Raw genomic sequence first — 22,724 nt, 5'->3', positions numbered from 1 at the left:
CCAGTAGTAATCGCACAGCTCCGTCAGTGGCAAACATAATTTCGGGTCATCTGTTAACGAGCAAGACATATCAAGGCGCACCTCTTGGAGACTTCAAAGTTGGTAGATTCAACACATAGTGGGAAGACAGACTGTGAAGACATCTTGTTTTCTATAGTTGTACCGGTGTATAAGACCCAAGACTATTTGGGTGAAACCCTTGATAGCATCCTCGCTCAAGATACAAGCCTTCTCAGGCGTACAGAGGTACTGTTGGTGAATGATGGTAGCCCGGATGCCTCTGAGGAGGTCTGCCTTGATTACGCGCACAGGTATCCCAATCTTTTTAGATATATCTATCAAGAGAACCAGGGCGTATCTGTGGCCCGGAATAGGGGGATTGATGAAGCCCGCGGCACCTATGTTGGATTTATTGACTCCGACGATAAATTTGATGATAACTACCTGATAGAAATAAAAAAATTCTGGGATGAACATGGCGATAAAGTGGATGCAGTTTCTGCTCCACTGCAATTTTTTGATGGCAGCACCGGCGATCATCCACTTAACTTTAAGTTTACCGACGGCACTAGAATAATTGACATTGACGCAGATTATACTAATATACTCTTGCATATAACAGGGTGCTTCATCCTTAAAAATACACTTATTAGTAGTGGCCTCAGATTTGCTGAGGGCAGGAAATATGCCGAAGATAAGCTATTTCTCACAGAGCTTATCATGATTAAAAAAAGATATGGTGTAATTGATAGCACATACCTAATGTACCGTAAGCGCTCCAACAAGTCATCGGCCATACAAAGCTCGGTACTTGACAGAGATTGGTATGTAGATACGCTCCAAAGTGTTGATGGTTACCTCCTTGAAAAATATACCCAACCTTCTGGGGTTCCCAAGTATATTCAGTACGTCATTGCATATGACCTCCAATGGAGAGTAAAGCAAGAAGAGCAGCATGTATTCACTCCGGAAGAAGAAAGAATTTATATAAACATATTTATTTACCTTCTTAAACACATAGAAGACAGTATCATCATGGATTTAAAAAATGTCTTCAGTGAGCACAAATCATATCTTCTGAAACTTAAAAACGATGAGGACCCTCTTGAGAAATCCGTTTATTCAAAGGGTGGCTTCAATTACCGAGGGATTAGGATAGCTAGCTACTACAATGGGGCACGCCTGTCTACCATCAACCTCATGAAATATTCTCAGGGAAAACTTGTCCTAGAGGGATATTTCTTTGGTTTACGCTTCAAAGGCATCAAGTACGGGTACTTCGTGAATAGTAAATTCCATGAGGTTCAGCTACTCTCAATCCCACGTGCAGAAGTTCGCTTCTTAGGTGACACCGTCTTTGATCGCAATGTCTACCGAATTGAACTCGATGTCAAGCCTGGGGATAGAATCAGGCCGGCAGTATTGAGACCCAACGGTAGTTTCATTAAAGGTGTCTATCTTCTTAAAGACATGTCAAGACTCCCCGAGGGTGATTCATCATATGTCGAGTGCGGTGACATCATCCTCCAAAATGTCCGTAACACCTATATAGCAGTAAAAGAAAATAAATTTGGGGAGCGTCAAAGACGAGAATTATCATTTATACGGCATACACTATTTTCAGAAAAGCGCGCCCCTTTGACCATGTCACGATTCGGTGTTATCTACTATCGGACTATCGCTCGTATTTTGCGTAGACTTCAAGGAAACAAGAAGATTTGGCTTATCTCAGATAGGCCAGATGCTGCCGGGGACAATGGAGAGGCTTTCTTCCAATACCTTTCTAATAACACCCCATATGATGTTACCCCTTATTTTGTTTTGTCCAAGAAGTCTAAAGACTACGAACGGGTATCCAGACTTGGAAAGGTTGTCGAGCCTCGTAGTCGGAAGTTTAAAAATCTTTTCTTACGGGCAGATAAAATAATATCATCACAAGCCAATGATTATGTCATTAATGCTTTTAACACTGACCAGAATCTCTTTCGAGATCTCTACAGATTTGACTTTGTCTTTTTGCAGCACGGCGTAACTCTTCATAATGTATCAAGCTGGTTGCATAGCTTTGCCAAGGACATCAAAATATTTGTTACGAGCGCACCCAGAGAAAGAGCTTCCATTGTTGATGGTTTCTACGGTTACGATGCCGATACCGTAGCTCTAACCGGCTTCCCCCGGCACGATAAGCTCATTAATCAGAGAAAGAAAAAAATTATCGTTGCGCCTACTTGGCGTCACGGTTTGGTTGGGGAGATTGACCCCAAGACTCTAACTGTTCCTTACAATGAGGATTTCAAGAAGAGCGAATTCTTCATCTTTTACCAGTCTCTTATCCTTGATCCAAGACTGAACGCAGCTCTGGAGAAATACGGATATACTGCAGAATTCCTCATTCACCCAAGCTTCAACGGACAGATTGATGATTTTGAAGAAACAAAATTCTTCAAAATGTCTTCCCCGCCACATAACTACACTAAGGCCTTCGCAGAATCAGCACTCATGGTTACCGACTATTCTTCTGTAGCATTTGATTTCGCCTATCTCCGCAAGCCTGTCATCTACTCACAATTTGACCAGGAATCATTCTACCAATGGCATCTGTGGGGCAAAGGTTATTTTTCCTTCGATGAAGATGGTTTTGGTCCTGTTATCAAGGACCTAGATAATTTGGTAGATTCGCTCATAATTAGTATTCTCGAGGACTGCGTCATTGAGAAAAAATATGAAGAGCGTGTTGATGCTTTCTTCGGACATCAGGACCAGAAAAATTCTGAAAGGCTACTGCAAAAAATATTGGAATATGATGACAGCAAGTAATTTCTGACAGTCATAGAGTATTACAATATTTAATCTTTAAATTATATATGATTAGCATATCTAAATCTTCCATAGATTAATTCCATGAATTTTTTCAGCTATTAGACGCCCAAAAAAACTTTGCCCTTGATCGTTTAGATGTAAATAGTCATAAAAAAATGGGTATGACCCATTAAGTGGCCAAGGAAATTTGTAGGTATCAATGGTTTCAACACCCTGATTTTCGGCAAAATCTAGGACTGCTCTCATCAGCCTCTGATTGCGGCTACTCCAGATATTAAATTCCTCATTATTTGAAAATTTATCTAGAATAAACGGGTCATCCTCGACTAGAGCGGTACGTGTAGGTGATGATGCCACTACGACGGGGACATCATAAGCCCTAAGGTAGCTAAGCATGAGACCCCAGTTGGCGCGGATATCTTGATAAATATCGAATTCCCCCGCTGGCAAATCCCCCGGATGGTTATAGGGGCTTAGTGGACTCCAATAGGTATCCTTAGTCCAGTAGGTATGCTTTAAGTCAGCAACCTCCGTGTCACACGATGGTACAAAGAGAATAACCCCAGCCAAATCAGTAAACAGAACTCTCATCTTCGCAGGTAACGAAAGAGCCATATGAAGTGAAGTGGAACCTGAGTAGCCTCCGTTGAGCAAAGAAAATCTACCTGGAGCCAAATCCTCTAGGCACCTTTCTGCTACTGATACCCACCGCTTAGTCTCGGCAGATGCCCAATAAGATTCCACAAAGCTATCTCCCAGAATAGCAATTTTCTTTCTACCCCCTGATAATGCATTACCTGTAACCAAAAATCCGTTATTGTCAGAACGCAAAACAGTATTGCATTTTTTTAGCGATCCATCTGTGTGTAATAGGTATGATTCCTCAGGTGTCGCTGGCCTAACCATACCAGGATTAAACTCTTTGAGACGAATAGTTCTGGCTTGGCCTCGTTCGCTTTCCACAACCGAACCCTTCCAATAGAATAATTAGGTTTTAAATCCTGTTTATAAATATTTTTCATAATAAAAATTTGAATAAAGTATAGAATTTTTAACATTATAACATTAATTGAGTTATACTATAAATAATAGCTATATTTTAAGGGTTTTTATGAATAACAAGAATATTGCCTTCATCGGTCTGGGCTACATTGGCCTGCCGACAGCTGTCGTCCTAGCTCAAAGCGGGGCGCGTGTGATCGGCGTGGACATCAACCCTGCAACCGTTGAGAGCATCAGCAAGGGTCGTGTCACCATTGTGGAGCCTGGTCTTGACCAAGCCCTCACAAGCGCCCTGGCAAGCGGCAACCTGACCGTCACCACCCAAGTTCCCCCGGCAGATACCTACATCATCGCTGTTCCCACCCCCTTTACCGAGCAGAAAGACGGCGACCTCAGCTACATCATGGCCGCCGCTAGTAGTATCGCTGCCCAGCTCAGGGGCGGGGAGCTGATTATTCTTGAATCGACCTCTCCCCCCACAACCACCCAGAAACTGGCCCAGCACATTATCTCGCTGCGCCCCGACCTGGTGGCAGATGGGCAGGAAAACCCCGGGGGGAAACCTGTTATCTACTTTGCCTACTGCCCCGAGCGTATCCTGCCCGGTAAGGCACTCCAAGAGCTGATCAGCAACGACCGGGTAATCGGCGGGCAGACCCCCACCGCTACCCAGCGGGCGCAGCAGATCTACGCACGGTTCTGCACCGGCCAACTCCTAGCCACAGACGATGTCACCGCAGAGATGGTCAAGCTGACCGAGAACTCCTTCAGAGACGTCAATATCGCCTTCGCCAACGAACTGTCGATGATTGCCGCCCAGCTTGGTGTGAACGTGTGGGAGCTGATTGACCTGGCCAACCACCACCCGCGGGTTAACATCCTGCAACCTGGCCCCGGTGTTGGCGGGCACTGCATCGCAGTCGATCCCTGGTTCATTGTTGCCGCCGACCCCCACAATTCGCGGCTGATTAGAACAGCCCGTCAGGTCAACGACTCAAAACCGGGCTGGGTTATAGAGCAGGTCCAGGCAGAAAGCGCCCACCTGGATCGCCCCACCATCGCCGTACTTGGCCTAGCCTTTAAAGCCAACATTGACGATTTGCGGGAATCCCCCGCTCTGGAAATCCTCACGGAGCTGACTCACCAGATTCCGGGGGCACGGTTGCTGGTAGTTGAGCCCCACATCGACCGGCTCCCAGCCCACCTCAGCCAGCTGGGGCAGGTTGAGCTGACAGACTGTGACCCCGCCATAGCCCAGGCGGATCTGGTGCTCCTGCTCGTTGACCACGACCGGTTCAAGCAGGTGCCCGCAACAGCCTTAGCCGGTAAAGCCGTCATTGACACCAAAGGTCTCTGGCGCTAAACCCACAGCAAACTCCTCGGGTTCGCTGTCGGTCAGGCCCAGAAAGAAGCTGAGCGCCTGAACAGTTCGCTCAGCGGCCTTGCCATCACCGTAGGGGTTGGTGGCAACAGCCATGGCCCGATAGGTGTCCTCAGAATCTAGGAGCTTTGAAGCCTCTGCAACGATGTCCTCCTCACCGGTACCGACAAGCAGCACCGTACCAGCCTCAACAGCCTCGGGGCGTTCTGTGGTCTCCCGCAGGACCAGTACCGGCTTACCCAGGCTCGGAGCCTCTTCCTGCAAGCCCCCGGAGTCGGTGAGCACCAGGTAGCTGGCTTCTAGCAGCCAGATAAACTCCTGGTAGTCCAGTGGCTCAATCACCATCAGGTTAGGCAGGTCTTCAAGCAGAGGTAGGATGGTCTGCCGGGTGGCCGGGCTCTTATGGGCAGGAAAGACAAACAGGTCGGTTGGGTAGCTCTGAGCCAAACGGGCCAGGGCACGGCCAATATTTTCCATGGGGCGGCCATAATTTTCCCGGCGGTGGCTGGTGACCACAATAATTCTGCGCCCCGAGTTCAAGACACCCTCAATATCTTGCTGGTTGCTGGGCTGGCCCCTCTCCACCACAGACAGCAAGGCATCGATGACGGAGTTCCCGGTAACCCGGATGTCGCTCTGCCCGACACCTTCATGGAGCAGGTTCCGCCGGGCGCTATCGGTCGGAGCCAGGTGAAGCGATGCTATCTGGCTAATAAGCTTACGGTTCCCCTCTTCTGGGAAGGGAGAGGCCAGATCACCCGAACGTAAGCCCGCCTCCATATGCACCACAGGGATCTGCAGGTTAAAAGCCGCCAACGCGCCGTACAGGGCCGAGGTGGTGTCACCCTGCACGATAATAGCCGCAGGCTTCTGCTCTTGAAGAACCCGGTCTAGCCCGCCCATAATCTTCTGGGCAATCTGGTTCAGCCCCTGGCCAGGCTGCATGATGTCCAGCTCATAGTCCGGCCTGATATGGAAGATCTCTTGCACCTGCTCTAGCATGTCCCGGTGCTGGCCGGTGGAAACAACCACCGGGGTAAAGTCAGCTGAGCTTTCAAGGGCTTGAATGATGGGAGCAACCTTGATAGCTTCGGGCCTGGTGCCGTAGATAGTCATAATAGTACGGGGGGACATCGGTTCTTTACCTTGTAATCTGCCGGTGGTGGGGGATCTGTGACGGTTTAGCGCTCGTCTGTCTCTTCGGGGCTATCCGCAACATACCCCTGTGCTCCCAGAGCTTTGGTCTCAGCAAGGAGCTGGGCGGCTGTTTCCTTGTTTCCCTGAGCTAGGTTGTGAGCAAACCAGCGGTATTTGCGGGCTACCTGGCGGGCGTCACCGTCCATGACGAACTCGCCGTAGTCCAGCCATATAGCGCGGTTGCAGAGCTCTTCAATGGTCTGGGCAGCGTGGGTGACCAGGAAGACCGTTCCAGCCTGGTCGAGGACCTCTTTCATGGCCTGGGCTGAGCGTTCTGCGTAGGCGGCATCACCGGTGGAGAGGGCTTCGTCAACCAGCATGATACGGGGCTTGGCCGCCAGCGAAATAGCGAAGCGCAGGCGGGCGCCCATGCCCGATGAGTAGGTTCGCATGGGCCGGTCGATAGCGGTACCGATGCCCGCTAGGTCTATGACTTTCTGCATGGCCTCATCAATGTGACTCTTTCTCAACCCCATAGCCAGACAGCCTAGAATGATGTTCTGCCGCCCGGTTAGCTCCGGGTTAAGGGCTGCGCTCACACCCACAAGAGAAGGCCGAGACGAAGCGTAAACCGTGCCGGTCGTGGGCGATTCAAGGCCAGCAATAACCCTGAGCAGGGTACTCTTGCCCGAGCCGTTGCGCCCTACCAGCCCGATGAACTCGCCCTCAAAGGCCGCAAAAGAAAAGGGTTGCAGGGCGTGTACTGTCTCTTGCTTGCGGCGGCCAAAAAGTCCGGCCGATACCTTGTAATCAACGGAAAGATTATTGACTACGATATTCGGTTGCAGGAAGTGGTCATCGTCGTAGGGTTTACCGGGGGCAAAGCTCCCCAGCTTCTCTTGGTTAGCGGAGCTCACGGCCGAACACCTCCTCTGCACGCCAGAAAATGAAGAAGCCCACCAGCAGGGTGCCAACCGTCCACGCACCTGCACCGGCCCACGATTCAAGTGAGCCCCAGCTGTTGTTGAGTAGGACCTGCCGGTACAGGTCAATAAAAATGTAGACCGGGTTGGCCTGAATTACCTGGGCCAAAACGGGGTGGTTCACAAACCGTTCGATGGGGAAGATAATGCCCGAACCGTACATGAGTACGCGGGTCACAAAGCTCAAGAGCTGTTTAATATCGGGCAGAATAAATGCGTAGCGGGCAATAATCAGCGACAGCCCAAAAAGGAAGACTGAGTTAAGTGCAAAAACCGGGATAAACATGGCCCAGGTCGGTGAGGGGTACTGGTGGGGCGGGATAGCAATAAGACCCACAATCATAACCGCAAGGATAGGGCCCATCTGTAGAGTCTGCCGCACCAGCATCGAGAGTGGTATCGCCATGCGAGGGAAGGAAAAAGCCCTCATCATGGGCTTGCTCTGGTTCATCACGCCGGCAGCGTTATTCATAACGCTTGAGATGTACTGGAACATCAAAACACCGATGATGATGTATGCCGGGTAGTTATCTATACCCCGCGATGCTTTGAGCACTACACCAAAGAGCAGGCCGTAAAAAACGATGTCGAGCAGGGGCTTGACCAGAAGCCAGAGGGTACCGAGCCGGTGCTCGTTGTTCTGGGTCCTGACCTTGGTCCGGGAGTCGTACCAGATATAGCTACGGCGCCCCCAGAGGTCTTTGAGGTAGAGGCTCAGTTTGCTTCGCGCACCAACGGGCACGAGTCGCCCTGACTGGATATAGGGTGCCATATCGATGAGACGATAATCCACCGCCTCACGCGGTTGATAAATGACCCTGCTCGTCTTGCCCATGCTACGTTTCGCTTTTCGATTCCTTGGTAGGGGTGCCGGTTCTTCTTGAACTAGCCTCCGGGGTGTGCCCAAGCATACTGTGCTCCCCTGTCTGACGCTGGCAAATACCAGCGCGCTCACAGGCAGAAGGAGCACATGCTTGGGAGCTTACCCCACCAGTTTACTGGTCGCCTGGCCTTTCAACCCTGCCTAGCAGCAAACAGGGCTGCTTTTAGGGGCGAGAAGCAAGGTAGGACTGCTGCTGAACCCACTGCTTGTAGATACGGCTGCGCTGCATGTACTCGTTCGCGGGGCGTTGCCAGAAAAAGCAGAGGGCAGCGATTGCCAGCACAGCAGCCAGAAAACTTACGAGCATGGACCAGTGGAAGAAGACGAACCACAGGATTACGCCGAAGACCCCCGTAGCAGTCAGTGCGGTGTAGATGGTCAGTACGATACGCGCCCAGTTATGGCCCTTGACCATGAGGTAGGCCATGAAGGCAACCGCACCGTTAATAAGTAGGGAGAAAGATAGCCCTATGACCGTGCCTACCGTTTGTACCTGTGTCTCAAAGGCGTCCTGTGGTGCTACCCCATTCTGGAAATCGGTAACGCCCAAGAGAGAGGCAAAACGATCTGCTGCCTGTGCCTGGATCTCCTGGTAGAAGAAGACACCTAACAGCTCAGAGATAATAGATAAGCCCACCATGCAGTACACCAGAAGAGCCGCAGTTTTAAGTACCTTGGGAACCAGTGGCTTCTCCATGTGTTCGGGGAGCTGCTGGCCATAAGCCTGAGCGTAGCCGGGGGCTGACCCCTGCTGGTACTGCCCAGTATGGGGGGCCTGCTGGTACTGGCCGGTGTACTGGGGCGGCTGAGGCTGATTAGGGTAGGTGTAGTTAGGCTGATCTGACATCGAGTCTGCTCCTTAGCTTCCTTTTCTGCTTGTTCCCTTATTCTCTGGCGGCACCTGCACCGAGGGGCTAGGCCGGACCATGTCATAAAGGTCTGGATATGCGCACAAGCTTCCTCTTAGAACCTACACTAAGAGTGATATAGCTCCAAGAGAGAAAGAACAAAGATGTCCGCACTACTCCAAGAATTAGTTCAGTCCGTTTCCTGTACTGTACTCACTGACCCAACTGACTTTGACCGCTACCCGGAAGATGACTCCGAAGCCACACCCGAGCTACCGCTGGCCGTCCTGCTGGCTGAGTCCACCCAGGATGTTTCTACCGCCCTGGCCTGGGCCAACCGGCACGGGGTTAAGGTATCGGTCCGCGGTGCCGGTAGCGGGCTAGCGGGTGGGGCAGTTGCTTACGCCGGCGGCCTGGTGCTTTCGGTGGAAAAAATGACTTCCCTGTCTCTTGACCCGCTGGCCCGCCTGGCGGTAGTTGGGGCAGGTGTCATTACAGCTGATCTAGATAGGGCCGCCCAGGAACACGGGCTCTTCTTCCCGCCGGACCCGGCATCGGCGGCTATCTCAACGGTAGGCGGTAACATTGCCACCAACGCCGGCGGACTGCGCTGTCTTGCTCACGGTGTTACCGCTGACTCGGTTGTAGCCCTTGAAGTAGTTCTTGCCGACGGCAGTGTCATTCATACCGGTGCCCGTACAGCTAAAAATGTCACCGGCCTTAACCTGACCCAGCTCTTTGTGGGTTCGGAGGGCACCCTGGGTGTTATTACCCAGGCGACGGTCCGGCTCAAGCCTGTTCCTGAGGGAGAGCCAGCAACCTTCTCCGCACACTTTGATTCGTTTGAAGAGGCCACGGATACCATCATCGCCATTGCCTCCAGCCAGGAGAAGCCCGAAAGCCTGGAACTTGTAGATGCCGAGACAGCGACCATGATTGAGAAGCACCACAGCAGGGGTCTGACCATTCCGAAGGCCGCTATCGTCATGGGTAAAACCACCGGGCCACGTGCCCTAGAACAGGCTCAGGCCTTTGCACAGCGGTGTGCTCAGGGTGGTGCGATTGAGACTGCAGCTCTACCCGGGCTAGATCTCATGGAAACCCGCAGACTGGTTCATTCAGCCACCATTGCAGAGGGCTACCTGGTCTTTGGTGACACTGGCGTACCGCTAGAGAAGCTCTCCCTCTTCGTAGCAAAAATCCGGGAGCTAGAAGCCGAGTACGGCCGTAAAGTCACAATCTCTGCCCATGCAGGGGACGGCAACCTACACCCGGCTGTCTACTCAGCAGATGGGGAGGAAGGCCAGGCACAGGCCCACGAACTCTTAGACAGAATCGGCCTTGAAGCGCTCAAATTAGGCGGTACCGTCACCGGTGAACACGGCATCGGCTCTCTGAAGATGCAGGGCATGCTCGAACAGCTCAGCCCGGCTACTCTTGCGGCCCAGCGCGCCATTAAGGCGGCACTGGACCCCAACAATATTCTGACACCGGGCCGGGCTGTCTAGGCCACGCCCCCGGTAGGGTTTAGTTACCCTGGGTGAAGATTCCCCGCGCCTTATCTTTAAGGACTGTGGTCGCGGGGAAGATTCGCCCGCTCATAGCAATGTAGATACCAGGCTCTAAAAGCCCCAGGGCAGTTACCGCTGACCCCAGGTTGAAGCTGGCGTCAGAGGCCCGCATAGAAGCCGGTTGCATGGCCCCGGTGAGCACAACGACCTTGCCCTGTGCCTTTTTGTTCGCTTGCAGGTAGCGAGCAGTCTCGGGCATAGTGTCCGTACCGTGGGTGATCATGACGTGCTGGGTCTCTACCGCTTCGAGAGCGGAGGCAAGAACTGCGCGGTCCCGATCGGTCATGTCCAGGCTGTCGAGTTTCAGCACACTCTGTACCGTGAAGTTGATGTCGCTGAGCACAGGGCCCAGGAGCTCGGGAACGCTGGGCGGGCCAATAATAAGTTCCCCCTCTAGGGAGTAGATTTTATCCACGGTCCCCCCGGTAGTCAGAACGGTAATATGGCTGGGGTGCTGAATAGGCATCTATTGGCTTTCTACTGGTGCTGACGTGCTCTCTTACTCTGGCACGCCTAAGGGGGTTGCGGAATTGCTGGATTAAAGTCTAGTCCACGGTTTTATCTTTTCGGGGCGGTAGTATGGTCCCTAGGATTTTCCACTGAGCAAAGGAACACTATGTCTGTAGCGACTGCACCTCTTAAGCTGACCTTCCCTATCGTAGGGGCACAGTGGCTTGCCGCTCATCTAACGGCACCTAACCTGATTGTTCTGGACGCGTCGGTCGGTGACTTTGCAGGAGCAAGCGAGGGGATCCCCGGTGCCCGCGCTTTCGATATTGACGGTCAATTCAGCGCCTCCCAAGGCGTTCACACCATGCTCAGTGCACCCGAGTTTGAAGACAGGGCACGGGCTCTGGGAATTAACAAGGACTCAGCTTTGGTGGTCTATGACAGGCAGGGCATGTTCTCTGCCGCCCGTGGTTGGTTCATGTTTGTGGCCATGGGTTTTGACAACGTGGCTGTTCTGGACGGCGGCCTACCCGCCTGGGTAGAAGCTGGCTACCAACAGCTCCCTCTAGATCGTGGCCCCTTCGTCCCTGGCTCTTTCCTTGCAGAAGACCGAGAGATTTTCGTGGATGCCCTGACCACCAAGGCCATGGCGGGTCACGATTCAGCACAGGTTATTGATGCCCGCAGCGCTGAGCGTTTTGCCGGCAAGGCGCCGGAACCGCGCCCCGGTTTACGGGCCGGGCATATCCCCGGCTCTGTCAACCTACCTTTCACCAGCCTGCTCGATGAACGGGGCAGGTTCCGTCAGCCCGATGAAGTTAAAAAGGCTGTCGATGAGGTTGCCGATGGCAAAGAGCTACTGATTTTCACCTGCGGTTCCGGTGTCACCGCCTGCGTGGATGCCCTAGCCGCCTATGTTTCTGGCTACCAGCAGATTGCCGTCTACGATGGTTCCTGGGCTGAGTACGGGGCAGAAGACCCCGCCGGGGTACGCCCCGTGGAGCGCTAAAATGCGTGTTGAAAGCTAACTAGCTCCAGGAACAGGCGCACTACCAGCCCAAGCATAAGAAAACCCCGGTCTTCCTAGGAAGACCGGGGTTTAGCTGTGCGCCCTGTGGGGCTCGAACCCACGACCCACAGATTGCAAGTTTCACGTTTCCCCTAGTGACACTTATTACTCTCTAAAAACCTTTTAACTAGGAGAAATAAGAGATTTCAGGAACACCAATTACTCACTGAACACCCGTTATTTATCGTTGAATTTCGAGAGTTTATCGAGACCTGTCACCACCCCAAAGGACAGCCAGAAAAAAGCACCTAAGAAAGCACCCTAGAAATAGATGGCCACAACCGTAAGATAACTACCAGAGCTACATCAAGACACCAGGAGGATAAAAATTGCTATCCAAAGACATGCAATACAACCACATCTCAGCAGGTTTTGCCCTGGGTATGATCAATACCGATCTAACCGGCGAAGATCCAGTGCTGAAACTATCGAAGACTAACTTTGACAGCGCCTTCTGGCAAGCCTGGAGAGACTGGCAATACAGTACGGAGTTCCCCAGCGTCTCACGCTCCGCAGAGTTTAGAGGCAGATGCCTAGCACCCTACATCTTCACCCGCAAGTTCACCTGCAGAAAGTTCTCGCCCTCCTCCCCCTTGTACTGGGAAGGAAACACGATATACACCATGACTGACGCCCCCAGCGAAGAGGACATGAGAGATATTGCACTTGACATAAACCCCAGTATCTCACTTGATGCCTGGGTTGAACTTGTTGAGAACGTTTTTACCATCTGCCCCAACAAGCAATAACTCCGCTACCGCTTTCCGTCGCCTTTTGAGTAGCTTAAGCAGGCGCTTTTTACGCTCTTGCGTTGCAGTTAGCTCACCGAAAAATCGCCCACCTACAGACTGGAGGGGTAGATTATCCGGTGCTCCCTCATATCTTCCGTAAGACGGTGGCGACATTGCTTGCTCGTACATCTAGCCTGTAAGATGCGAGCGCTCAGCTAGGGCACTCGTCTACTGACATCACGGCGGCTTACTATATTCAGCGGCTTTCTGAGGATCCGAATAATGCGGCTGTGTTGGGTGCTTACTTGGTCTGAATTTCGAAAGTTTATCGAGACCTGGGGCTTTTCCTGACCCTACAACAAAACCCCATCTCCCTAGTTTTACCTAGTGGGGTGGGTTTTAGTTGTGCGACCTGTGGGGCTCGACCCATGACTAAGAAGTTTATGGTGTTCATTTCACTCAGTTGCCACTCGCGAAGTAAAAATGTAGTCTGGAGTCAGACACCGTCCTGAGAAGGGTACAGCTGGGTTCCTGAATAGGAGTAGGGCTTACGGCCCGAGAATTCCTTTGCTCCTGGGGACGGTGTCTCTAATTTTTCTATTGTCTTTGCCTAACGCGCAAAGAAATCTGATCCAAAATTTCTGTTGGATTCTCCGCTAGTTTTGAGATGATGAACTCCGCTGCCGCCTGAGAATAAACCCACGATGAATTAGTCTCATTACGAGCTTTTCGGTCATAGGTGAACTTCTCATTACCTTTAAGCTGAAAAGCTTTAATAAAATTCTGAAGATGGTACCGATTAATCGACTCGCAAGTTTGTTGTCTGTAACCTAGCTGAATCTTCCGAGCCTTTAGACGTTTATTCACCTCAGATAGAAGCCCGTTGGCTGTATAGGGGTAGTAGCTAGCGGTATCTTTAACATCCTTGACTATGGTGATTCCTTGTTGCGCATCTTTATCAATATACACGTTAAGATCTGCGTCTTTGGCCTTACGGACAAGGCGGAAGCTCGTCTCATAGATAGCCGCGACCTTACCGTCTTTCTCGCTACCGGCTGCATTTGAAGCCAACGAGCTCATCCTGAGCAGTTGTTCAGCAACATTCGGGCTGTACTTTGCTCGGATTGTCTCAGGCTCGATCATCCCGCGGCGGACAGCAAGCGCTAAATGGTTCTCTGGGATAAGGTCGCTGACGGATTCTCCGTGCAATTCAAGAAGCTTATCTGCGTAGTTTGTTACAGCAACCTGCAGAAAAGGACCAATAAAAATCTCATATTCATCAGTGACAAAGTGTGTATTGAGATTTCTGAATCTGATAACTTCCGTCATGTTAACCCGCAGAGGGCTCTTATCGTTGGTATCAACTTTCTTCAAAGCTTCCACCAACGAAATAGTACGCCCATCAGGGTAATAGATGGATTCCTCCCCGTTCTCCCTCACCAGGTAGGCTTTGAGCATCAGTTCCCACGCATTGCAGAGGAAGATCGAGCACGTTTCTGCGTGATATCTCAGTGTGGGGCGGTTATATAGCTCAATTGCCAGCGCAAAAGCTTCTTTGCTTTTGCTCAGTAGACGGTCTTCAATCTTTTCCTGCTCCATGAGCATATTGTATTGGTTCTGCAAGGACTGAAACAAAAAGTCTCGCTAGAAAAACCTAACGAGACTTTAGCTGTGCGCCCTGTGGGGCTCGAACCCACGACCCACGGATTAAAAGTCCGATGCTCTACCAACTGAGCTAAAGGCGCTCCACTGAGACGAACTCAGCGCTTACCACTATACACGCTGAGCACCGTACCCACAAAACCTTATTCACCTGCTGGGCCACCCGCTCGGCAGGCACCCAGCAACTAGGGCTAAACTAGCAGCTATGTCAGCCGCCCGCTTTCACCGCCCCGTCAAGTTCTCCACCGAAAAATTCGAGCGCCTCCAAGGCGACACCAGCCCAGAAGACCTCACAGCCGCCGCCCAAGCCTCCGCCCGCGCTCTTCTTGCCCGCGGCCGGGCTAACGAAGACCCCTCCGTCACCAAACGGCTGGTGCACTTTACCGACGAGTTCGGCATCGAAGCGGTCGCCCAGCTCTGGGCACGAGCTGCACCCGTGACGGTGGCAGGGGCCCTCTGGCGTATCTACGCCCTACGCGGCATCATCCGCGCAAACGCTCAGCTCATGAGCTACTACTACGAGCGCGGTATGCACTCCAACTACCTGGCCCAGGCCCTCGCTGGTGTGCCCTCACCTCCGACTGCCGAAGAAATCTGCTCCACCGTTGATGCCATTCTGGCCGGTGCCTATACCGGTGATTTTGATATAGCGCTGGAACGCTTTGCCGCTTTTTGCCGGGTGCTCTCCTTGGGGCAGGACGATATTGCCCTAGAACTAAGGCACGGACAGTCGCTTACCGACCACGGTCACAGGCACAGCGCAGATCCTCTCCATCTGCCCTCCCCCGAGGTCAAAGCCGAAGGGGCAAGCCGAGCTCAGCGGCTCCGCACCGCGGCCCGCAAGCTCCTGGGTACGGCAGGGGAACTTGAAGAAGCCGCTGCGCTCTGGCGGGCGGGCACCCTCGACTAGCCGTTCGCCCTACCTTGCTGGCAATAGCTTCTGCCTGGCTTACTTTCTGGGCACGGCAAAGGGCCCCGGTCCACTATTTCTAGCGGGCCGGGACCCCTCACCTATCTACCTGCTGGGGGTGCCGGTAAAAGTTTTACCGGCTAGCCCCTAGGCGGCCTTAGCGGCTTACTACGTTCTGGTCGTAACGGTAGATGAAGGCTGCCATAGCATCACGGGCAATCGGGGTGACGGGGCGGAAGCTACCGTCCTCCCAGCCGGTGGTGATGCCAACCGAGTTCAGCCAGGAGATTTCCTTGTAGAACTGGTCGCCGGGCTTCACATCGCTGAACTTAGAATCAGCCGGTGCCGCGTAGGCAGGTTCCCCGGCCATGCGGTAGAAGAAGGCTGCCATAGCGTCACGGTTGACGTTAGCCTGGGGGCGGAAGGTGCCATCGGGATAACCGGTGGTGATACCCATATCGTGCATCCAGGCAATTTCCTTGTAGAACTGATGGCTGGTAGGTACATCAGAGAAAGGTGATTCGCTGGGTGCGGTGTACTGGGGTGAACCAGCCATACGGTAGAAGAAGGCTGCCATAGCGCCGCGCTCAACCTTGTTCAGCGGGCGGAAAGTGCCATCGGGGTAACCGGTGGTGATCTTCTGGTCAGCCAGCCAAGAGATTTCCTTGTAGAACTGGTCGCCGGGCTTCACATCGGTGAAACGGGGCTTGCCCTCAACAACGGAGGGGCTAGTCTCGGTAACGTTGAGGACCTCAGCCTTAGCGCCATCTTCACCGCTCTTGGTGCCGGTTAGGTCACCGCTGGCGTTGTGGAAGTGCAGGAGCAAGGCCTCATTGTTTGTAGCGCTACCGGGACCCTGGCGGCCTACAGTGATGTCGGCATCGGGTGCATCGACAAACAGGCCCTGAGCATCTGAGCTCTTACCAGAGAAAGTGAGCTCAGGTGAGTAGGGGTTGTAGCTAATCCAGTCGGTCTGGTCCACGGTGGATGGTTCGTACCAGGAGTAGGTAGAGACAGAGTAGCGCAGGTTCTTGGCCTTAGCTTCATCCAAACCAATAGCCGACAGTTTAACAGGTAGCGCCATGACGTTGCTATCGAAGGTGTTGGTGTCAACATCACCTAAGGCTCCGTTAAGGGGCTGAACATCCAGCAGAGTCAGCTGACCCTTATCGTAGCCGGTGGTGTAAACCAGCGGATAGTCCAGGCCGGGGAGGCGCTGTGTCATCACAACGTAGTCAGCACGGTTATCACCGTCCAGATCGATTCCCACTTCTACTGCTGTAGTCGGAGTGAGGTTTTCCCAGTTAGCCCAGGTTGAAAGGCCGATGGTCATGATGCCGTCCTTGGCTACATCTCCGCCGGAGGCCTCGAGCTCAGGAACGTTGCTGTAAGCGCCCACGTACTGCAGGTCAACGCGCTGGCTGGTCAGAGCACCAAGACGTGAGCTCTGAATACGGTCGCTCTTAGCGCCCAGCTGATAGGCACCAACCAGGGAGGTGTAACCGCCCTGATCTACAGGGCTACCTTCAAGGTCGATCTTTGCTTGGCTTGCATCGTTAGCAAATTCAATGCTTGAGGATGCAGCCTTCATATCAGCAACAGGCTTAGGAGCGATCTGAATAGGTAGGCGGGTCTGCTGATCACCTTCAGTCAGGAGCAGGCGACCTGACTCAATGCTCAGATACTGGCGGGCAAAATCAAGCTGTTCAGCTCTACTTGCCGGGTCCAGTGTCTTAGCCAGCTGAGCAGGATCAACAGTCACAGTCACAGTTACCTGTGCCTTCTGGCCGGGCTGAACGGTGACACTACCGGGGGTAGAGACAGTGACACCGGGAGTCTTTGAGGAAGCCTCGAAGGACAGTGCGTAGGTGTGAGCTACTGAGTCGTAGTTTTCTACGGTCAGGTCGCGGGTGTAGCTCTGAACACCGGCCGTGGGGAGGACCTCAACCACACCAAAGCTCTCGGAAACCTGCGCGGGGGTGTCTGAGTTATAGACCAGCACATTCTGGTTGACGGCCTGGAGAGCATCAACGCGGCCGGAGCCTACACGCTCAACGGACTGGACAGCACCGTCAGCGGTTTTCAGGTCGTGAACAGCAGAGTTCATGATCGCGGCCTTGACCTGGGGAGCTGAGTAGTTCTGGTGAGCCTGGTAGACCAGAGCGGCGATACCGGCTACGTGGGGGCTAGCCATTGAAGTTCCGGTGAAAATAGCCTTACCGTTACCGCTACCCACGGCTGCTGAGCCAATGTTGGTACCGGGGGCGGCAACATCGGGCTTGGTGAAGCCCTGGGAGCCGTGAACGCCCCTACCTGAGGATTCATTGACCCGGTCAAACTGCTCTGAGTCTACAACCAGAGAACCCACCCAGTCGCTTTGGAGCTTAATTTTTAGGTTGCCGGCCTGGGCTGCCGGGCGAACTTTCTCGGCATCACTCTTGCTGAGGCGGATACCGGGGATTGTTGCGTTACCGGCAATGCCGATATTTTCGATCTCCAGGTTAGAAGCCAGGACAACGCCCTTGGCTCCTGCCTTCTCTAGGTTGTCGAAACGGACCTTAGAGCCGCAGGGGAAGGTCTCGAAGTTATCGGTCCAATCAATAAAGACCCATTTGCCACCGAAATCAGTGCCTGCGGGGAATGCGTCACAGGCAAACTTGTTATTCTCGGGCGCTGCGACAACGGTGCCGCTAAGCTCTTCCTCAGAAGCAGCGGCATAATCGAAACTAACCGAGTAGGAGCCCTTTACCTGGCCAGCAAGGTCGCTAGGAGCCGTTACCTCTGCCTTATCCACATAGGTAGTCGAACCAATCGAGTTGGCTACCGCCAGTGCGGATACAGCGTTTGCTGGGTTACCGGAGACAGAGTAGGTGTCCCCATTACCCTTAGCTGCTGATGAGTTACCGGCGGCGACAACGCTTAGAATTCCATAGCGGGTCAGAGCATCAACCATGGCGTTCTCAGGGTCATCAATGGCACCAAAGTCGGAGCCCAGTGACATGTTGACCACATCAACACGGTCATCGTATTTACCGTCGCCGTTAGGGTCCAATGCTCGGTCAAGAGCCAGGCCCGTCAGATCGGTTGAGCCCTCACAGCCAAAGACACGCAGCCCAACAAGTTGAGCACCGGGAGCGGTGCCAGCACCGATCTTCATATCGCGCATCTGGTCTTCTGTGATCTTGGTGTAGTCACCCTTGAAGGTGCTACCGTCGGGGTTGACCGCGTAACCAGCTGCAGTGCCAGCAACGTGGGTACCGTGACCGGCGGCCTTGCAGTCTAGGGGGTTACCGTCTGGCTGAGGGACGCGAGTTTTACTGCCGTAGTCATCACCAGCTAGGTCATAACCGCCAATAAATTTCTCGGGGTCGTAGAGGCCAGAATCTGCCGCTGGCATCTCGCTCGAAGCTGAAGCCTTAGCGTAAGCCTCGCCGGTACCGGGACCACCAAACTGGGTGTGGGTGTAATCGATACCGGTATCGATCACAGCGATCTTGACACCTTCACCGGTGAAACCGGTCTGTTGCCAGGAGGCAATGGCCTTGGTATCAATGGCTGAGCCGGCATTTGAAGGGTACTTGGCAACGATGGGGGAAATCTTAACTACATCACTACGCGAGGCAAGCTCACGAATCTTAGCGGCGTCACCGCGCAAGGCAACACCGCGTACGGTGTTGTGGGCAGTGTAAATAACATCTGCACCTGCGGCAGCTGCAGCTGACTGACCCTGCTTTTCAACAGCTGCGGCAATAGCCTGCACCTGCGCCTGAGCATCAACGGCAGTTGCCTGCTCACCCTGCAGAACAGAGTCCGGCTGAGTACTCTCGTAAGCTCCCTTACCGCGGAACTGGACGAAGACGCTCACCTGGCCTTCAGCGGCCTGCATGGAGGGACTAATAACCTGGTCGCCAATCTGATGGCCAGATTGCACCATATCGTCTACCGAGCCCTGGAAGAGCCGGGCATCTTCTAGGGCACTTGCTGCGGGCAGACCCAAAGTTAGGGCCATACCCAAGCCCAGGACAGATGCCACGCTGGCGCGAGCTACCTTCTTGGGTGTGTATTTTTCATTCATTGAAGGATTCCTTTGAATCAGTGATTCACGGTGTGTAAAAGTGCGAGCGTACAATAACAATGTCGTACATCACATTCTTAGTCAATAGTAACCCAGCTTATTACCCAAATATTTAGCCCCCGCCACACACTGGTGACACAGGAGAGAAGAACTTGCACTAAGCGGCCGCTTCTGCTTTCACTAGAGGCCCCACAAAGACCCCGTACACAGCTTGACAGAGGCACCGCAGAGGAGAAAGATGTATTACAAGATGTCAGGCTGCTAAGGTAGCCCCGGGCTCCAAATCTTTAGCCGCTTCGAGCGGCCTACCGCCGAGAGGCGCTCCCAGCCTGGCATCCCTCAACTTTCATACGGCTTAGGCCGGGCACCACCCTCTTGGGCTGGCTGTCCGGCTTTTGCGTGCCCAAGGGTAGCGCCACCCCAGCATTTGTTAACTTTCTGGCGGTACCATAAGCACAAGCAGACCAGACAGCATCATCAGGAGAAACGGCAAATGCTCCAGCGCATGTTCCCCCAAGAAAACACTTCGCTAAAAGCCCTTGCCGGCCTCTCCGAACAGGTCTCAGCTTCCGCTGCCCTGCTCTCCGAAATGGTGGGTTCCCCCGAAGACCGCTACCCCGAACTGCTCGAAAGAACACTCACCCACGAAGCTGAAACACTCGACATGCTTCTAGCAACCATGACAGCGGTCCGTAGCTCCTTCTCCACACCTATTGCCCGCGAAGATATCTACGCACTCGCTGTTTCTCTCAACACCGCCGTTGAAAAGCTCACCTCCGCCGCAAATATTCTTCACCTCTACGGCATTGTCAGATTCTCTCCTAAGGCCGCGACCCTTCTTGACCTCATTCAGCGTCAGGCCGTACTCACCACAGGCATCATCCCCAAACTCAGCACCCTGCGCGATATGGACAACTACTGGATAACCATGCTCCGCATCACCAAACAGGCCGTAAGAATCGCAGAGGAGTACGATGCCGATATCCAGGGCCGCTACAAGCAGAGTCGCTATCTGCAAACCAGGCGGTTTATCCATAAATTGGTTGAAGCCTCCGAAGCCATGCGCACCGTCGCCACAGAAATCGGTCGTATCATCGTTCAGGAATCCTAGTGACCCTGCTTCTCTTCGCCCTTAGCTGTATAGCCCTCATCGGCTTCACCTTTGTGACAGGTTTTCACGATGCTCCCAACGCAACAGCGATCCCCGTCAAGACACGAGCACTCACACCCAAGGTAGCTTTACGCACTAGCGCCCTCTTTAACTTTCTAGGCATGGCCCTCACCGGCCTTGCTCTGGGATCGGTGACAACACACTGGCTTACTGTTCCCCAGGGCAAGACCGGCCTGGGCATGATCCTGGCAACCCTCACCGCCGCAGTCATGTGGGGGCTCATCACCTGGTGGTTCCGTATGCCCTCGTCCTCAACCCACGCACTCATCAGTGGCCTTGCGGGGGCTGCCTGGGCGGCACAAACAGTAGGGCTTGGCCGTTTTAACCCCTTTTCTGAACCGCTCACCACCTTCCTCATCATTCCCCTGATCCTGGTTCCCCTTGTCCTTTTCTGTTTCTCCTGGGCCGCTGTTTTCCCTTTCTACGGGTTACTTCAAGGCACCTACCCCGCCACCGTCAACAGGTTCTCCCGTATTATCCTGTCCCTGGCGAACTCCCTTATATCCCTGGTGCACGGCGTGCAAACAGGGCAGCGAGCTGTGGTGATATACGCGGTTCTACTCCTCTCGGCAGGGCTGGATGTCGCTCCGACGACCTACGTTATATCGGCGATTTTCCTGGCCATGGTGTTGGGCCTGGGCACGGCCCGCGGAAGCTCCCGTATCGGCTACACCTTCGCTCACCAGATGGTCAGAGTCGACCCCCTGCGAGGGGCTATCGCCCAAAGCTCCACCGCTTTAGCGCTCGTGCTTCTGCAGTTCTTCCTGAACACTCCGGTATCGTCCTCCCACCTATCAGCATCGGCAGTTCTGGGCTCCGGGGTTAACCAGCGGTTCGCAGCGGTGCGTCTCAAAATTGTTGTGCGCATTATTTTCACATGGGTCATCACTCTGCCGGCCTGCTTCATACTCTCAGCAGTTTTGCTCCTGGCTCTCTCGCCCCTGCTTTAGCTCAGGGTCTTTCCCCACAAACAGGGGCAAACCCCGACATCGCGGAGTCAGCCACCATTCGCTATATTGGGAAGAGAACCTCGCCCCAAACAGTCTGAAAGTGCCATGCCAAAAGTTGCAATTATCGTTCGCACCAAAGATCGACCGCTCTTTCTGAGGAGAGCTCTAGCCAACATCGCCGAACAAACCTACACGGACTACACGGTAGCTATCGTTAACGACGGTGGTGACCGTGAAGTCGTAGAACAACTGGTAGCACAAGCTCAGGGCCTCTCAGGAATCCAGATCCTTCATACAGGCTCATCAAAGGGTATGGAGGCCGCATCTAATCTGGGCATCAAAGCCACAGAATCGACCTATATAGCCATTCATGACGATGATGACCTCTGGGAACCAACTTTCCTGGAAACTACCGTAGCGGCCCTGGAAGAAACCGACGGGCAGTTAGTCACCGTACGCACTGATGAATATTTTGAACGTATCACCGATCAGGGCACCTTAGAATTCATCGAGTCAAGACCTTTCTGGGGCTTCCTCAACGACATCACGATTCAAGACCTCATGCGTATCAACCGAGCTGTCCCCATCTCTATCCTCTACCGCCGGAGTCTGCACGAAGAGCTAGGCTACTACGACGAATCCTTACCCGTGACCGGAGACTGGGAGTTCAATATCCGGGTAGCCTCCCGCTACCCGGTACACTTTATCGACCAGAACCTCGCTCACTGGTCCAAAAGGCCCCAAGCAGACGGTTCTAACGCCAACAGTGTCTACGCAGGCCAGATACTCCATAACATTTTCGACGGACGGGTACGTGCGCGGGCTATCCGCGAAGACCTCTCACAGCAGGGTCGGCTAGGCTCCTATCTCTTCCAGGCACACCTAGCAAATCAAGTCGATGGCAGAGTAGGGCATAACATTGACTTGACCAACAGCGTCCTTGACGAGCTGGCAGCTATCAACAGCAAGCTGGACCGGTTAGAAGAAACAAGTCGTGCCACCGCAGAGCAGCTTAACCGCATCGAGCGGGCGCTCTCCCTCAAATCACGCCTGACTCGTCTGGTGAAAGGAAACCGTTAAC

General features: G+C 53.4%; 17 protein-coding genes and 1 tRNA gene. 9 read left to right on the top strand and 9 right to left on the bottom strand.

Features of this window, described 5'->3' with window-relative positions:
• Positions 1-84 precede the first annotated feature (84 nt).
• Positions 85-2,817: a bifunctional glycosyltransferase/CDP-glycerol:glycerophosphate glycerophosphotransferase gene (locus ACN080_RS04275; protein WP_419113126.1), complete on the top strand. Its 2,733-nt coding sequence runs from the start codon at positions 85-87 to the stop codon at positions 2,815-2,817.
• 60 nt (positions 2,818-2,877) lie between these two features.
• Here the strand turns inward: ACN080_RS04275 and ACN080_RS04270 are convergent, their stop codons facing one another.
• Positions 2,878-3,783 carry an SGNH/GDSL hydrolase family protein gene (locus tag ACN080_RS04270; RefSeq protein ID WP_419113125.1) on the bottom strand — a complete coding sequence of 302 codons (906 nt, stop codon included), beginning with the start codon at positions 3,781-3,783 and terminating at the stop codon, positions 2,878-2,880.
• A 148-nt stretch (positions 3,784-3,931) separates the two neighbouring features.
• On the opposite strand from ACN080_RS04270, the gene wecC reads away from it, so the two are divergent.
• Positions 3,932-5,185 carry a UDP-N-acetyl-D-mannosamine dehydrogenase gene (wecC, locus tag ACN080_RS04265; protein WP_419113124.1) on the top strand — a complete coding sequence of 418 codons (1,254 nt, stop codon included), beginning with the start codon at positions 3,932-3,934 and terminating at the stop codon, positions 5,183-5,185.
• Here the strand turns inward: wecC and wecB are convergent.
• The 4 genes from wecB to ACN080_RS04245 all read right to left on the bottom strand — a co-directional run bounded on the left by wecB (position 5,141) and on the right by ACN080_RS04245 (position 9,053).
• Entirely contained in the window at positions 5,141-6,337 is a 1,197-nt protein-coding gene (wecB, locus tag ACN080_RS04260; RefSeq protein WP_419113123.1) for a non-hydrolyzing UDP-N-acetylglucosamine 2-epimerase, read from the bottom strand. The genes wecC and wecB overlap by 45 nt on opposite strands.
• Before the next feature lie 47 nt (positions 6,338-6,384).
• Positions 6,385-7,257, bottom strand: coding sequence for an ABC transporter ATP-binding protein (locus ACN080_RS04255; RefSeq protein ID WP_419113122.1), 873 nt, complete (start codon positions 7,255-7,257; stop codon positions 6,385-6,387).
• Positions 7,244-8,158: an ABC transporter permease gene (locus ACN080_RS04250; protein ID WP_419113121.1), complete on the bottom strand. Its 915-nt coding sequence runs from the start codon at positions 8,156-8,158 to the stop codon at positions 7,244-7,246. Before ACN080_RS04250 ends, ACN080_RS04255 begins: the two co-directional genes overlap by 14 nt.
• A gap of 211 nt (positions 8,159-8,369) precedes the next feature.
• Positions 8,370-9,053, bottom strand: coding sequence for a hypothetical protein (locus ACN080_RS04245; RefSeq protein ID WP_419113120.1), 684 nt, complete (start codon positions 9,051-9,053; stop codon positions 8,370-8,372).
• Between the two features lie 165 nt (positions 9,054-9,218).
• Here ACN080_RS04245 and ACN080_RS04240 point away from each other — a divergent pair, with 165 nt between their 5' ends.
• A complete protein-coding gene (locus tag ACN080_RS04240) occupies positions 9,219-10,562 on the top strand; it encodes an FAD-binding oxidoreductase (RefSeq protein WP_419104182.1) in 1,344 nt (447 codons plus the stop codon).
• 19 nt (positions 10,563-10,581) lie between these two features.
• Here ACN080_RS04240 and ACN080_RS04235 read toward each other — a convergent pair whose 3' ends face one another.
• Positions 10,582-11,091 carry an asparaginase domain-containing protein gene (locus tag ACN080_RS04235; protein WP_419099044.1) on the bottom strand — a complete coding sequence of 170 codons (510 nt, stop codon included), beginning with the start codon at positions 11,089-11,091 and terminating at the stop codon, positions 10,582-10,584.
• A gap of 150 nt (positions 11,092-11,241) precedes the next feature.
• On the opposite strand from ACN080_RS04235, the gene ACN080_RS04230 reads away from it, so the two are divergent.
• Together ACN080_RS04230 and ACN080_RS04225 are read left to right on the top strand one after the other, a co-directional pair.
• Positions 11,242-12,084 carry a sulfurtransferase gene (locus ACN080_RS04230; protein ID WP_419110920.1) on the top strand — a complete coding sequence of 281 codons (843 nt, stop codon included), beginning with the start codon at positions 11,242-11,244 and terminating at the stop codon, positions 12,082-12,084.
• Positions 12,085-12,473: 389 nt separating this feature from the next.
• Positions 12,474-12,893 (top strand): hypothetical protein, encoded by a 420-nt coding sequence (locus ACN080_RS04225; RefSeq protein WP_419113119.1) that lies wholly within the window; start codon positions 12,474-12,476, stop codon positions 12,891-12,893.
• Positions 12,894-13,472: 579 nt separating this feature from the next.
• On the opposite strand, the gene ACN080_RS04220 is transcribed toward ACN080_RS04225, so the two are convergent.
• Both ACN080_RS04220 and ACN080_RS04215 read right to left on the bottom strand, forming a co-directional pair.
• Positions 13,473-14,474 carry a DUF3644 domain-containing protein gene (locus ACN080_RS04220; protein WP_419104179.1) on the bottom strand — a complete coding sequence of 334 codons (1,002 nt, stop codon included), beginning with the start codon at positions 14,472-14,474 and terminating at the stop codon, positions 13,473-13,475.
• A gap of 73 nt (positions 14,475-14,547) precedes the next feature.
• Positions 14,548-14,620, bottom strand: a tRNA-Lys gene (locus ACN080_RS04215).
• 122 nt (positions 14,621-14,742) lie between these two features.
• Between ACN080_RS04215 and ACN080_RS04210 the strand changes: the two genes are divergently transcribed.
• Entirely contained in the window at positions 14,743-15,447 is a 705-nt protein-coding gene (locus tag ACN080_RS04210; protein ID WP_419113118.1) for a histone acetyltransferase, read from the top strand.
• A 157-nt stretch (positions 15,448-15,604) separates the two neighbouring features.
• Here the strand turns inward: ACN080_RS04210 and ACN080_RS04205 are convergent, their stop codons facing one another.
• Complete coding sequence (locus tag ACN080_RS04205; RefSeq protein ID WP_419113117.1) at positions 15,605-19,522, bottom strand: S8 family serine peptidase; 3,918 nt, start codon at positions 19,520-19,522, stop codon at positions 15,605-15,607.
• Positions 19,523-20,015: 493 nt separating this feature from the next.
• Between ACN080_RS04205 and ACN080_RS04200 the strand changes: the two genes are divergently transcribed.
• From ACN080_RS04200 to ACN080_RS04190, 3 genes are all read left to right on the top strand, one after another.
• The gene (locus tag ACN080_RS04200; RefSeq protein WP_419099037.1) at positions 20,016-20,633 is read left to right on the top strand and encodes a DUF47 domain-containing protein; all 618 of its coding nucleotides are present in this window, start codon (positions 20,016-20,018) and stop codon (positions 20,631-20,633) included.
• Entirely contained in the window at positions 20,633-21,643 is a 1,011-nt protein-coding gene (locus tag ACN080_RS04195) for an inorganic phosphate transporter (RefSeq protein WP_419111706.1), read from the top strand. The genes ACN080_RS04200 and ACN080_RS04195 overlap by 1 nt, the downstream gene beginning before the upstream one ends.
• Positions 21,644-21,748: 105 nt before the next feature.
• On the top strand, positions 21,749-22,723 hold the full coding sequence (locus ACN080_RS04190) for a glycosyltransferase family 2 protein (RefSeq protein WP_419113116.1): 975 nt from the start codon (positions 21,749-21,751) through the stop codon (positions 22,721-22,723).
• Position 22,724: the final 1 nt, after the last annotated feature.

This window comes from Rothia sp. CCM 9416 (assembly GCF_048513535.1).
GTDB lineage: Bacteria > Actinomycetota > Actinomycetes > Actinomycetales > Micrococcaceae > Rothia.
This window is presented reverse-complemented; position numbering and strand designations above follow the sequence as displayed.

Excerpts from the sequence above, each read along its gene's own strand:
- wecC (WP_419113124.1), top strand. The coding sequence starts at position 3,932 with ATGAATAACAAGAATATTGCCTTCATCGGTCTGGGCTACATTGGCCTG.
- wecB (WP_419113123.1), bottom strand. The coding sequence starts at position 6,337 with ATGTCCCCCCGTACTATTATGACTATCTACGGCACCAGGCCCGAAGCT.
- ACN080_RS04250 (WP_419113121.1), bottom strand. The coding sequence starts at position 8,158 with ATGGGCAAGACGAGCAGGGTCATTTATCAACCGCGTGAGGCGGTGGAT.
- ACN080_RS04245 (WP_419113120.1), bottom strand. The coding sequence starts at position 9,053 with ATGTCAGATCAGCCTAACTACACCTACCCTAATCAGCCTCAGCCGCCC.
- ACN080_RS04240 (WP_419104182.1), top strand. The coding sequence starts at position 9,219 with ATGTCCGCACTACTCCAAGAATTAGTTCAGTCCGTTTCCTGTACTGTA.
- ACN080_RS04235 (WP_419099044.1), bottom strand. The coding sequence starts at position 11,091 with ATGCCTATTCAGCACCCCAGCCATATTACCGTTCTGACTACCGGGGGG.
- ACN080_RS04230 (WP_419110920.1), top strand. The coding sequence starts at position 11,242 with ATGTCTGTAGCGACTGCACCTCTTAAGCTGACCTTCCCTATCGTAGGG.
- ACN080_RS04220 (WP_419104179.1), bottom strand. The coding sequence starts at position 14,474 with ATGGAGCAGGAAAAGATTGAAGACCGTCTACTGAGCAAAAGCAAAGAA.
- ACN080_RS04210 (WP_419113118.1), top strand. The coding sequence starts at position 14,743 with ATGTCAGCCGCCCGCTTTCACCGCCCCGTCAAGTTCTCCACCGAAAAA.
- ACN080_RS04205 (WP_419113117.1), bottom strand. The coding sequence starts at position 19,522 with ATGAATGAAAAATACACACCCAAGAAGGTAGCTCGCGCCAGCGTGGCA.
- ACN080_RS04200 (WP_419099037.1), top strand. The coding sequence starts at position 20,016 with ATGCTCCAGCGCATGTTCCCCCAAGAAAACACTTCGCTAAAAGCCCTT.
- ACN080_RS04190 (WP_419113116.1), top strand. The coding sequence starts at position 21,749 with ATGCCAAAAGTTGCAATTATCGTTCGCACCAAAGATCGACCGCTCTTT.